Source organism: Agreia sp. (genome assembly GCF_964263775.1).
Taxonomy (GTDB): Bacteria; Actinomycetota; Actinomycetes; order Actinomycetales; family Microbacteriaceae; genus Agreia.
Map to the genome: position 1 here is coordinate 1 of NZ_CAXVWM010000117.1, position 12,892 is coordinate 12,892.

Annotated in this window: 11 protein-coding genes; all 11 read left to right on the forward strand. The window is 68.2% G+C overall.

The features are described 5' to 3' along the window. On the forward strand, window positions 1–2,761 hold a 2,761-nt coding region (gene carB, locus ACE5CZ_RS08580), incomplete at its 5' end, for a carbamoyl-phosphate synthase large subunit (RefSeq protein WP_374946910.1). Continuing rightward, a complete protein-coding gene (gene pyrF / locus ACE5CZ_RS08585) occupies window positions 2,758–3,642 on the forward strand; it encodes an orotidine-5'-phosphate decarboxylase (protein WP_374946911.1) in 885 nt (294 codons plus the stop codon). The genes carB and pyrF, both read left to right, overlap by 4 nt. Next, window positions 3,639–4,520 carry a guanylate kinase gene (gene gmk, locus ACE5CZ_RS08590; protein ID WP_374946912.1) on the forward strand — a complete coding sequence of 294 codons (882 nt, stop codon included), beginning with the start codon at window positions 3,639–3,641 and terminating at the stop codon, window positions 4,518–4,520. Before pyrF ends, gmk begins: the two co-directional genes overlap by 4 nt. A gap of 87 nt (window positions 4,521–4,607) precedes the next feature. Further along, on the forward strand, window positions 4,608–4,871 hold the full coding sequence (gene rpoZ, locus ACE5CZ_RS08595) for a DNA-directed RNA polymerase subunit omega (protein WP_374946913.1): 264 nt from the start codon (window positions 4,608–4,610) through the stop codon (window positions 4,869–4,871). Between the two features lie 127 nt (window positions 4,872–4,998). Further along, window positions 4,999–6,267 carry a bifunctional phosphopantothenoylcysteine decarboxylase/phosphopantothenate--cysteine ligase CoaBC gene (coaBC, locus tag ACE5CZ_RS08600; RefSeq protein WP_374946914.1) on the forward strand — a complete coding sequence of 423 codons (1,269 nt, stop codon included), beginning with the start codon at window positions 4,999–5,001 and terminating at the stop codon, window positions 6,265–6,267. Then, entirely contained in the window at window positions 6,264–7,460 is a 1,197-nt protein-coding gene (gene metK, locus ACE5CZ_RS08605) for a methionine adenosyltransferase (RefSeq protein WP_374946915.1), read from the forward strand. The genes coaBC and metK overlap by 4 nt, the downstream gene beginning before the upstream one ends. 3 nt (window positions 7,461–7,463) lie before the next feature. Next, complete coding sequence (locus ACE5CZ_RS08610; protein ID WP_374946916.1) at window positions 7,464–9,485, forward strand: primosomal protein N'; 2,022 nt, start codon at window positions 7,464–7,466, stop codon at window positions 9,483–9,485. Beyond that, window positions 9,482–10,474 (forward strand): methionyl-tRNA formyltransferase, encoded by a 993-nt coding sequence (gene fmt, locus ACE5CZ_RS08615; RefSeq protein ID WP_374946917.1) that lies wholly within the window; start codon window positions 9,482–9,484, stop codon window positions 10,472–10,474. Before ACE5CZ_RS08610 ends, fmt begins: the two co-directional genes overlap by 4 nt. Next, the gene (locus ACE5CZ_RS08620; RefSeq protein ID WP_374946918.1) at window positions 10,471–11,886 is read left to right on the forward strand and encodes an RsmB/NOP family class I SAM-dependent RNA methyltransferase; all 1,416 of its coding nucleotides are present in this window, start codon (window positions 10,471–10,473) and stop codon (window positions 11,884–11,886) included. Before fmt ends, ACE5CZ_RS08620 begins: the two co-directional genes overlap by 4 nt. Window positions 11,887–11,928: 42 nt before the next feature. Next, window positions 11,929–12,597: a ribulose-phosphate 3-epimerase gene (rpe, locus tag ACE5CZ_RS08625; RefSeq protein ID WP_374946919.1), complete on the forward strand. Its 669-nt coding sequence runs from the start codon at window positions 11,929–11,931 to the stop codon at window positions 12,595–12,597. Between the two features lie 9 nt (window positions 12,598–12,606). Continuing rightward, the gene (locus tag ACE5CZ_RS08630; protein ID WP_374946920.1) at window positions 12,607–12,870 is read left to right on the forward strand and encodes a phosphoribosyl-ATP diphosphatase; all 264 of its coding nucleotides are present in this window, start codon (window positions 12,607–12,609) and stop codon (window positions 12,868–12,870) included. Window positions 12,871–12,892: the final 22 nt, after the last annotated feature.

Sequence of the window (12,892 nt, forward strand, 5' to 3'; positions counted from 1 at the left end):
GTCGGGCTTCGCCTACAACGAGACGGACCTGCGCCGCATCGGCGGTGCGGGCCTTCGCGACTCGCCGACCACCGAGGTGCTCCTCGAGGAATCGATCCTCGGCTGGAAGGAGTACGAGCTCGAGCTCATGCGCGACACGGCCGACAACACGGTCGTGGTGTGCTCGATCGAGAACGTCGACCCCGTCGGTGTGCACACCGGCGACTCGATCACCGTCGCCCCGGCACTCACGCTGACCGACCGCGAGTACCAGAACCTCCGCAACATCGGCATCGACATCATCCGGGCCGTCGGCGTCGACACCGGCGGCTGCAACATCCAGTTCGCGATCGACCCCGCGAACGGCCGCGTCATCGTGATCGAGATGAACCCGCGTGTGTCGCGCTCGAGCGCACTGGCGTCGAAGGCGACCGGGTTCCCGATCGCGAAGATCGCGGCGAAGCTGGCCATCGGCTACCACCTCGACGAGATTCCGAACGACATCACCAAGGTCACTCCCGCCTCGTTCGAGCCGACGCTCGACTACGTGGTCGTGAAGGTTCCCCGCTTCGCGTTCGAGAAGTTCCCGGCGGCCGACACCACCCTCACGACCACCATGAAGTCGGTCGGCGAGGCGATGGCCATCGGCCGCAATTACAGCCAGGCCCTGCAGAAGGCCCTGCGGTCGCTGGAGAAGCGCGGCTCGTCGTTCCACTGGGAGCCGCTCGACGCATCCAAAGACGAATTGCTGGCCCTGGCCGGCGTGCCCACCGACGGCCGCATCGTCACCGTGCAGCAGGCGCTGCGCGCCGGTGCCACCGCCGAAGAGGTCTTCGAGTGCACCAAGATCGACCCCTGGTTCATCGACCAGATCGTGCTGATCAACGAGGTCGCCGAGGCCATCGCCTCGAGCGAGAACGCCGACACGAACATGTTCGTGCTGGCGAAGGAGCACGGATTCTCCGACGCGCAGATCGGGGCGCTCCGCGGCTTTGGCGAGAACGAGGTGCGCGAGGTGCGCCACATCCTGGGCGTGCGCCCCGTCTTCAAGACCGTCGACACCTGCGCGGGCGAGTTCCCGGCGCTCACGCCGTACCACTACTCGAGCTACGACTTCGAGACCGAGGTCGAGCCGTCGGACCGCCGCAAGGTCGTCATCCTCGGCTCGGGCCCGAACCGCATCGGCCAGGGGGTCGAGTTCGACTACTCCTGCGTGCACGCGTCGTTCGCCCTGAGCGACGCGGGCTTCGAGACGATCATGATCAACTGCAACCCCGAGACCGTGTCGACCGACTACGACACCAGCGACCGCCTCTACTTCGAGCCGCTGACCCTCGAAGACGTGCTCGAGGTCATCCACGCCGAGAGCTCATCGGGTGAGCTCGTGGGAGTGGTCGTGCAGCTCGGCGGCCAGACCGCTCTCGGCCTCGCCAAGGGCCTCAAGGCGGCGGGCGTGCCGATCCTCGGAACCACGCCCGAGGCCATCGACCTCGCAGAGGAGCGCGGCCTCTTCTCGAAGATCCTCGATGACGCGAAGCTGCTCGCCCCGAAGAACGGAACCGCGAGCGACTTCAGAGGCGCAGTCACCATCGCCGAAGACATCGGATACCCGGTGCTCGTGCGCCCCTCCTATGTTCTCGGGGGGCGCGGCATGGAGATCGTCTACGACTCCCCGTCGCTCGAGGACTACTTCTCGCGCATGGCAGGCCAGGGCATCATCGATCCGGCCCACCCGCTGCTCGTCGACCGCTTCCTCGACGACGCGATCGAGATCGACGTCGACGCCCTCTACGACGGCCACGAACTCTACGTCGGCGGCATCATGGAGCACATCGAGGAGGCGGGCATCCACTCGGGTGACTCGAGTTGCACGCTTCCCCCGGTCACCCTCGGCCGCGAGGTCATCGACAGGGTGCGAACCGCGACGCTCGCCATCGCCGAGGGCATCGGCGTGCAGGGCCTCCTCAACGTGCAGTTCGCCATCGGCCAGGGCATCCTCTACGTTCTCGAAGCCAACCCGCGCGCCTCACGCACGGTGCCGTTCGTGGCGAAGGCCCTGGGCATCCCGCTGGCCAAGGCCGCGTCGCGCATCATGGTCGGCACGACGATCGCCGAACTGAAGGCCGAGGGCATGCTGCCCGTCGTCGACGGCTCGATCGTTCCGCTCGACTCGCCGATCGCCGTCAAGGAGGCCGTGCTGCCGTTCAAGCGCTTCCGCACGAAAGACGGTCTCATCGTCGACTCGCTGCTGGGCCCCGAGATGCGATCGACCGGCGAGGTCATGGGCATCGACCGCGACTTCCCGCGCGCGTTCGCCAAGAGCCAGGAGGCCGCGTACGGCGGCCTGCCCACCTCGGGCACCGTCTTCGTCTCGGTGTCCGATCGCGACAAACGCGCCATCGTGCTGCCGGTTCTGCGCCTGCTCGAGCTGGGCTTCGACATTCTCGCGACCGGGGGCACAGCCGAGGTGTTGAACCGCAACGGAATCACGGCCCGCATCGTGCGCAAGTTCAGCGAGGGCGGGTCGTCCGACTCCCTGGAGCCCACCGTCGTCGACCTCATCAACCGCGATGAGGTCGACATCGTCGTGAACACGCCGAGCGGTTCGAGCGCCCGCGCCGACGGCTACGAGATCCGCGCCGCGGCCGTCGCGGCCGACAAGCCCCTCTTCACCACGATTGCTCAGCTGGGGGCCGCGGTGGCCTCATTCGAGGCCACCCGCGAAGGTTTCGACGTCTCGAGCCTGCAGGAGTACGCCATCGCGAGGGCGGGCCGCCTGTGACCCGGTCGTTCGGGCAGCGCCTGCAGACGAGCATCGCGCGGTTCGGGCAGCTGTGCGTCGGCATCGATCCGCATGATTTTCTGCTGGATGCGTGGGGCCTGCCCCGCACGGTGGCCGGCCTGCGCGAGTTCGGGCTGAGGGTGGTGGATGCCGCGCACGGCACGCTCGGCATCGTCAAACCGCAGGTGGCGTTCTTCGAGGCCTTCGGCTCGGCCGGGTTCGCCGCCCTCGAAGAGATCATCGCTACGGCGAGGAGCGCCGGGCTCCTCGTGATCGCCGATGCGAAACGCGGCGATATCGGCTCGAGCGTCGAGGCGTACGGTGAGGCCTGGCTGAAGCCCGGATCTCCGCTCGAAGCCGACGCGGTGACCCTCGCGGCGTACGCGGGCACGGGTTCCCTCACGGGGGTGTTCGAGCTCGCCCGGCTGCACGGCAAAGGGGCGTTCGTGCTCGCGGCCACGTCGAATCCGGAGTCGCACGGCGTGCAGTCGGCGACGATATCTGCCGGCGACCGCCGGGGATCAACCGTCGCGGGCCTCGTCGCCACCGAGATCGACGAGTGGAACAGAACCCGACCCGGCGCCGACACCGGAGAAAGCAGCGCTCTCGGTAGCATCGGAGTCGTGCTCGGCGCAACGAAGAACCTTCTCGACTACGGCGTCGATGTGCGCAACCTCGGAGACACCGCACCGAGGATGCCCGTGCTCGCCCCCGGCTTCGGCCACCAGGGAGCGCAGTTCGCTCGTCTCCGCCCGATCTACGGCCCGCTCGCGGCCGGCACCATCGTCAGCACGTCGAGATCGGCCCTGTCTTCAGGACCATCCGACCTCAGAAAGACGCTCGCCGACCAGGCGGACCAACTAGCCGGAGCCCTGTCATGACCGTTCCCGATGTCGACCGAGCCGCGGGATCCCGGGCGGCCATCGCCGCCCGGCGCGCCCGAGCAGCCATCAAGAAGGCCGTGACCGAGCAGCGTCGCAGCGCGACGGGCGTTCTCGACCGTGCGACGTCGCATCCGCACAGCCTTGAAGCGGGCATGCGCGTGACCGATCTGCTGCAGGGCATCCCCGGGCTGGGACGCGTGCGTATCGAGCGGGTCATCGAGCGCCTCTCGATCTCGCCCAGCAAGCGTCTGGGCGGTCTCGGGGCGCTGCAGCGCGACAGACTGCGGGAGTACCTGGTGAAGCGGGCTCCGTTCTCGGGCGACGAGACCGCCTCGCGGCTCGTGGTGCTCGCCGGCCCCACCGCGGTGGGCAAGGGAACCGTGTCGACCTGGATCAGAGAGAACGTGCCCGGAGTGCTGCTCTCGGTCTCGGCCACGACGCGGGCCCCCCGCCCGGGCGAGGTCGACGGCATCAGCTACTTCTTCGTCGATGACGCCGAGTTCGACCGGATGATCGCGGCCGGCGAATTCCTCGAATGGGCCGTCGTGCACAACTCGTCGCGGTACGGCACGCCCCGCGCGCCGATCGAGAAAGCGCTGTCCGAGGGCCGGAGCGTGCTGCTCGAGATCGACATCCAGGGCGCCCGACAGGTTCGCGAGGCCATGCGCGAGGCACGACTCGTCTTCCTGCTGCCTCCCAGTTGGGCCGAACTCGTTCGCCGGCTCACCGGACGCGGCACGGAGACGAACGAGGAGCAGGAGCGTCGACTGGCGACCGCCGAGGTCGAGTTGGCCGCGCAGAACGAATTCGACTATCTCATCGTGAACAACGACGTCGAGACGGCCGCACGTGACGTCGTGGAACTCATGCAGTAGACTCGTGTACTTGTGCACAGAAGTCCGCACCTCGATGCACACCGTTTTTCTCTACCCGGCCGGCGAGGCCACTCAAGGAGCATGACCATGGTCAACAGGGCACAGGGCATCATCGATCCCCCCATCGACGAACTGCTGTCGAAGGTCGAATCCAAGTACGCGCTCGTGATCTTCGCATCCAAGCGCGCCCGCCAGATCAACGACTACTACGCAGACCTGCACGAGGGAAGCCTCTTCGACAACGTCGGACCGCTGGTCGATTCGACCATCGATGACAAGCCCCTCTCGGTCGCCATGCACGAGATCAACGAAGACAAGCTCACGGTCAAGCCCGTCGCGGCGACCGAGTAGCAGCAGCGAATGCAGGTCCGTTTCCCGGGCTGTGGTCGGGTTCAGACCCGCACAGCCGGGGGAGCGGATTCTTTCGTTAATGACGCGGGTTTCGGCACAGGGGCACAACTGACATGACACAACTGAGATGACACAACCGCAGAAGAGACTGCGCATCGTGGTGGGCATCACGGGCGGCATCGCGGCATACAAGGCCGTGGGCGTCGTGCGCGCGTTCGTGCTGGCGGGCCACGAGGTGCAGGTCGTCGCCACAGAACACGCCCTCCGATTCGTCGGCAAGCCCACGCTCGAGGCCATCTCGCGCAACGTCGTGCACACAGACCTCTACGAGGCGGTCGCCGAGGTGCGACACGTCTCGATCGGGCAGTCGGCCGACCTCATCGTCATCGCCCCCGCCACGGCCAATTCCCTCGCCAAGCTGGCGGCGGGCCTCGCCGACGATCTGCTCGGCAACACCGTCCTCGCGTCGAAGGCGCCCATCGTCGTCGCCCCCGCCATGCACACGGAGATGTGGCAGAACGCGGCCACGGTCGCGAACGCGGCCATGCTCGCCGCGCGCAGCTTCCATTTCGTCGGCCCGGCGAGCGGCCAGCTCACCGGCACGGATTCGGGCGCCGGGCGGATGGCCGAGGTCGACGACATCGTCGCCGCATCCCTGGCCGTCGCGGCCGCGAATGAGGCCGTACGCCACGACCTGCACGGCGTTCGTATCCTCGTGACCGCCGGCGGAACCCGGGAGCCGCTCGACCCCGTGCGTTTTCTCGGCAACCGTTCGAGCGGCAGGCAGGGCACGGCCCTGGCCCAGGCCGCCGCCGCGCGCGGGGCGAGCGTCACCCTCATCGCCGCCCATGTCGAGGTGCCGCTTCCCGAGACCGTCACCGTCGTCTCGGTCGAGACCACGGCCCAGTTGGCCGACGCCGTCGAGGCCGAGGCGCCCGCGCACGACGCCATCATCATGGCGGCCGCGGTGGCAGATTACCGGCCGGCCACCGTCTCGAACGCGAAGATCAAGAAAGACGCGGTCGGCGACATCTTGACGCTCGAGCTGGTGAAGAATCCCGACATCCTCGCCGCCGCCGCAGCCGCAGCCCGCGCCGACCAGCTCGTGATCGGTTTCGCGGCCGAGACCGCCGACACAGACGAGGATCTCCTCGCACTCGGCCGATCCAAGATCGCGCGCAAGGGCTGTGACTTGCTCGTCGTGAACCGGGTCGGCTGGACGGAGGGTTTCGCCACGGAGGGAAACGCCGTGACGGTCCTCGACCGCGCCGGGTCTATAGTGATCGAGGCCCGGGGCAGCAAGCTGTCGGTGGCCGATGAGATCCTGTCTGTGCTTGCCGAGCGACTGCTCGAAGACAGGCACCGCAATCCCTCAGAACTCCCTGGAGCACCATGACGAGCCTTCGCCTCTTCACGTCCGAGTCCGTCACCGAAGGACACCCCGACAAGATCTGCGACCAGATCTCCGACAGCATCCTCGATGCCCTGCTCGAGGTAGACCCGTTCAGTCGCGTCGCCGTCGAGACGCTCGTCACCACCGGCCTCGTGCACGTCGCCGGCGAGGTCACGACGTCTGGCTACGTCGACATCCCCACTATCGTGCGCGAGAAGGTGTCGTCGATCGGCTACACGTCGAGCGACGTCGGATTCGACGGCGCCAGTTGCGGAGTCTCGGTCTCGATTGGCGCCCAGTCGCCCGAGATCGCCGCCGGCGTCGACAACGCGTGGGAGAACCGCCAGGGCGAGTCGCGCACCGATCCGTTCGACCTGCAGGGTGCCGGCGACCAGGGAATCATGTTCGGTTTCGCCACCACCGAGACACCTCAGCTCATGCCGCTGCCCATCTGGCTCGCGCACCGACTGGCCGAGCGCCTGGCCGACGTGCGCAAGACCGGCCAGCTCGACTACCTGCGACCCGACGGCAAGACCCAGGTCACCATCGGCTACGACGGCATCGTGCCGAAGACCATCGAGACGGTCGTGCTCTCGACCCAGCACACCGAGTCTGTGACCAACGCCGACCTCTTCCACGACATCGAAGAGCTCGTCATCAAGCCGGTGCTCGCCGACAGCAACCTCGATTCCCGGTCGGCCGACTTCCTCATCAATCCGACCGGCAGGTTCGTCGTGGGCGGTCCGCAGGGCGACGCCGGGCTCACCGGCCGCAAGATCATCGTCGACACCTACGGGGGCGCGTCCCGCCACGGCGGTGGCGCCTTCAGCGGCAAAGACCCGTCGAAGGTCGACCGGTCGGCCGCCTATGCCATGCGATGGGTCGCCAAGAACGCAGTCGCCGCCGGTTTCGCCGACAGGCTCGAGGTGCAGGTCGCCTACGCCATCGGAAAGGCCGCACCCGTCGGCCTCTACGTCGAGACCTTCGGAACCGGAAAGCTACCCGACGACCGCATCATCGACGCGATCACCGAGGTCTTCGACCTGCGCCCGGCGGCCATCATCCAGCACCTCGACCTGCTTCGGCCGATCTACGGAGCCACCGCCACGTACGGGCACTTCGGTCGCGAACGTGCCGATTTCACGTGGGAGAGGCTCGATCGTGTCGCCGACCTGCAGGCCGCAGCACGCATCTAGGTGATGGCAGCGCAGACCGCGCACGAGCCGCAGCTCATAGCCCGGGTGATGCTCGAATCCACCCTGCCGCAGCTCGACCGGCTCTTCGACTACGCCGTGCCGAGCGCACTGCTCGAGCAGGCGAGACCCGGCGTCCGCGTCAAGGTCCCGCTCCGTTCCGCAGGCCGCATAGCGCGCGGCTATATCGTCGAGACCACCGAAGCGGTCGAGTACCCCGGCGCGCTCAGCGAGATCGACGAAGTCATTTCGCCGGTGCCCGTTCTGACGAACGACGTCTGGAATCTCGCCCGGCGGGTGTCGGAGCGCGCGGCGGGCAGCGCGAGCGACGTCGTGCGGCTGGCCGTACCTCCCCGGCAGGTGCGGGTCGAGAAGGCGTGGCAACTCGAGCAGCAGGGCGTGAATCCTTCGACCGAATACCGGGCCAACCCGACGGTGACCGGATACGGCGCCCAGGTGCTCGACCGCGCGCTCGAAGAGGGCAGACGCGTCGCCGTGGCGGCCATTCCCGCCGTACACGAGGTGTCGCCGGGCGTCTGGATCGGTCGCTGGGCCGTCACCCTCGCCGAGGCGGCCGCTCGAACGCTCGCATCCGGCCGCAGCGCCATCCTGGCCGTGCCCGACTATCGCGATCAGCATCAGATCATGCAAGCCCTCGCCGTACTCGTGCCCCTCGACAGGGTCTCCCAACTCGACGCCCGCCAGTCGAACGCCGACCGGTACCGGGCCTTTCTTCGGTGCCTCGAAGAGGCGCCCCGGGTCATCGTGGGCAACCGCTCGGTCGTCTACGCTCCCGCGGAGAGGCTCGGACTCATCGCCGTCTGGGACGACGCCGACCCCCTCCACAACGAGCCCCTCAGCCCCTACGCGTCGACCCGCGACGTGGCGCTCGTGCGCCAGGAGCAGTCCGGCTGTGCGCTGCTCTTCGCCTCCCATTCGCGCAGCACCTGGCTCGAACGTCTGGTCGAGATCGGGTACGTGACACCGTTCGCCCCCGACCCGGCGGTGCTTCCCCACGTCGTTCCCACGGCCGACCAGCCGGGCTCCGAGGCTGCAGCGCACGCGCGCATCCCGTCTGCCGCGTACAACACGGCCCGGCGCGCGCTCGAAGACGGCCCCGTACTCGTTCAGGTGGCCCGCCCGGGCTACGTCCCCGTACTGGCGTGCCAAGACTGTCGAACTCCGGCGCGCTGCCGAGTCTGCGAAGGCACCCTCCGACTCGGCGGCGCCGGTCAGACGCCGTCGTGCGAACTGTGCGGTGCGATCGCCGCCGACTGGCACTGCCGACACTGCGAGTCCACACGCATCCGTCTCGTCACCGCGGGAACGTCTCGCACGGCAGAAGAGCTGGGCCGGGCTTTTCCGGGAATTCGGGTCATCGTCTCCGACGGCGAGAGGCCGCAGCTCACCGTCGATGCCCGGCCTGCACTCGTCGTCGCCACCCGGGGCGCGGAGCCGGTCGCCAATGGCGGATACCGGGCCATCCTGCTGCTCGACGGCGAGCGCATGCTCGCACGCGAGTCGCTGACCGTCGCCGAGGACTGCCTCCGGTGGTGGTCGAACGCCATCGCCCTGGCGGCACCGCGCGCACCGGCGGTCATCGTGGGCGTCGGGGGAGCACTGGCCCGAGCTCTCGTCACATGGAGCCAGCATCGATTCACCGCCGCCGAGCTCCCCGACAGGCGCGCGCTTCGGTTTCCGCCCATGGTTCGCCTCGCCACGGTCACCGGCCGCGCAGAGACCGTCGAGCAGGCGATCTCAACACTGCCCGATTCGGTACCCGATCATGAAACGGCGACAATTGACGTGTTGGGCCCCGTCGATGCCGGCGACGGCCTCGTTCGGGCCACGATTCGGTTCGACTACGCGTTCGGTGCCGAGGTCGCGCGCAGTCTTCGCTCGTCGATCATCCGCAATGCGACCGGTCGAACGAAGCGCCAGACGAGCAAGGCGACCGGCACCAAGACCAGCTTCAGGCCCCCGCCTGTGCTGAGGGTTCGATTCGACGACACGGAGGTCCTGGAATGAAAATCGTCTTCGCGGGCACTCCCGCCGTCGCCCTTCCGACACTCGAGCTGCTCGCGCGCGGTCACGAGATCGCGTCGGTCATCACGCGCGAAGACGCGCTTCAGGGGCGAAAGCGCGTGCTCACCCCGTCTCCGGTCGCGGCCCGGGCGGTCGAGCTCGGCATCCCGAGCATCCGGGCGAACAGACTCGACGACATCGTCACGGAACGGGTGGCCGACCTGCAGCCCGACCTCGGCGTGATCGTGGCCTACGGGGGCCTTGTGCGCAGTCCGCTGCTCGAGACACCCCGCCTCGGCTGGATCAACCTGCACTTCTCGCTTCTTCCCCGCTGGCGCGGAGCAGCGCCGGTGCAGTGGTCGATTCTGAGCGGGGACACCGACGGAGGAGCCACCGTGTTCCAGCTCGTGGCCGCGCTCGACGCGGGGCCGGAGTTCGCGCGCGTCGTTCGACCCATCGGCGCCCACGAGACGTCGGGCCATCTTCTCGAGGCGCTGTCCCATGACGGGGCGGCGCTCACCCTGAAGGTCGTCGATGACCTGCAGGCCGGTACCGCTCGCGCGCTCGAGCAGCACGGCGACGTCACCCTGGCCCCGAAGATCACCCTCGAACACGCCCGCATCGACTGGGCCCACGACGCCGACGCCGTGTTCCGTCGCATCCGGGCCACCACGCCCGAGCCGGGTGCCTTCTCGATCATCGACGGGCTCCGGGTCAAAATCCTCGAGGCCGCTCCCGCCTACGAGACCGCGGCGCTGCGCCCCGGCGTGCTCGGGGGCGACGGAGCCCGAGTGCTGATCGGCACGGCCAGCACACCCATCGAACTGCTCCGAGTGCAACCCGCGGGCAAGAAGCCCATGCCGGCGACCGCTTGGTGGCGGGGTCTCGACGCCGCGCAGTCGCACAGCGCCGACAGTTCCGCGTCCGGCGCCACCATCACCGGCGCCTCAGGCACCGGCACCGCAATCACCGACAGATTCGGCACCCCATGAGCTCGCGACCCACCCCGTCTTCGATAGTGCAGCCCGCGCGTCGCATCGCGCTCGAGGTGATCACCGCCGTGCGCGTCGACGACGCCTACGCCAACCTGTTGCTCCCCACCAAACTGGCCAGGGCCAGGCTTCAGACCAATGACGCGGCCCTCGCGACCGAACTCACCTACGGCACGCTGCGCATGCGCGGCTACTACGACAGGGTCATCGCCCTCGCGGCCGCGCGCCCGGTCGACAAGATCGACCCGGTCGTGCTCGACGTACTCGAACTGGCCGTTCACCAGCTGCTCGGCATGCGCGTGGCGCGCCACGCCGCGGTCAACGAGTCAGTCGAGCTCGCCCGCCTCGTGAGCTCGCGCTCGGCCACGGGATTCGTCAACGGCGTGCTGCGCACCATCACCCGCACCGAACCCGACGCGTGGCGTGACCGGGTGATCGCCGATGCGAAAGACGACGACACACGCCTCGCCGCAGAGTACTCGCACCCGACCTGGATCATCCGCGCGTTCCGCCGTTCGCTGACGGCGTCGGGAGTTTCATCAGGCGATCTCGAGAACGAGCTTCGCGATCTGCTCGAGGCGGATAACGTTCCTCCGCGCCTGGGGCTCGTGGCGTTGCCCGGACTGGCCGATCGATCGGAGATCACGGTTCCGGGGCGCACGACCCGCCGCTCTCCTATCGGCTTCTCCGCCACCGGGGGAGACCCCAGCGACATCGCCGAGGTGCGCGCGGGAACCGTGCGCGTGCAAGACGAGGGGTCGCAGCTCGCAGCCCTCGCGCTCAGCCGTGCCGCCGACATCGCCCCGGGTGAGAAGTGGCTCGACCTCTGCGCCGGGCCAGGAGGCAAGTCCGCCGTGTTGGCCGCCGAGGCGCGCCTGGGCGCAGCGGTCCTCACCGCCAACGAACCCGTCCCGGCGCGAGCCCAGCTGGTGAGAAATGCCCTCGAGGCCATCGACGATCCGCCTGAGGTCTGGCAACTCGACGGCACGACCATCGGTGCCGTGCAACCGGAGTCGTTCGATCGCATCCTCGTCGATGCGCCCTGCACCGGGTTGGGCGCACTGCGACGACGGCCCGAGGCACGCTGGCGCAAGAGTCCGCGCGACGTGGCCGACCTCGTCGAGCTGCAGCAGCGACTCATCGACTCGGCGGTCGAGGCGCTGCGTCCCGGCGGCATCCTGGCCTATGTCACCTGCTCGCCGCATGTGGCCGAAACCCGCGGGCAGGTGGTCGGCGCGTTGTCCCGCTGGGGTGACCGCCTCACCGCACTCGACACCCGAGCCGTCATCGAGGCGATCTCGGGCAGCGAGGCCCAGGCCGCCGAAGCATCGCAGGTGCAGCTCTGGCCTCACATCGACGAGACCGATGCGATGTTCATCGCACTCTTTCGCAAGGCGGCCGACCGGCGGTGAGCCGAACCCATGCGCCTCGGCGCACTGGCTAGGCTGATCGGTATGCCCGTGCGTATCAATCCCAGCATCCTGGCCGCCGACTTCGCCCATCTCGCGACGGAACTCGACCGAATCGCGTCTGCGGATGCGGTGCACGTCGATGTCATGGACAACCATTTCGTGCCGAATCTGACGTTCGGCGTCCCCGTGGTCGAGCGGCTTCTCCAGGTGACCGAGCTTCCGCTCGACATGCACCTGATGATCACCGACGTCGATCGCTGGGCGCCGACGTTCGCCGAGCTCGGCGTCTTCTCGGTCACCTTCCATGCCGAGGCCACAGACGAGCCGGTCACATTGGCTCGTCGCCTCCGGCAGATCGGCGCACGTGCCGGGCTCGCCATCAAACCCGGCACCCCGGTCGAGCCCTACCTCGACGTGCTCGGCGAGTTCGACCAGCTTCTGGTCATGACGGTCGAGCCGGGCTTCGGCGGGCAATCGTTCATGCCCGAGACGATGAACAAGCTGGTCACCGCACGCGAGGTCGCGTCGCGTACGGGGCTCGACATCTGGCTGCAGGTCGACGGCGGCATCAACGACGAGACAATCGAGGTCGCTGCCCGTGCGGGAGCCGACACCTTCGTCGCGGGCTCGAGCGTGTTCGGCGCCGACGACGCGGGCGCCCAGGTTCAGCTGCTTCGCGACACGGCACTCCAGCACACGCACGTCGCCTAAACTGCTGACGTGAAGACTTTCGATGAGCTGTTCTCCGAGCTGAGCGCGAAGGCGCTCGAGCGTCCAGACGGCTCGGGCACCGTGCGCGAACTCGACGCCGGTGTGCATTTCATCGGCAAGAAGATCGTCGAAGAAGCCGCAGAGGTCTGGATGGCCGCGGAATACGAATCCGACGACGAGCTGGCCGCCGAGATCTCGCAGCTGCTGTATCACCTGCACGTGCTGCTCCTGGCAAAAGGACTGACGCCGGCCGACGTGTACCGACATCTGTGAGCACGGCTCCCACCCGTTCGTT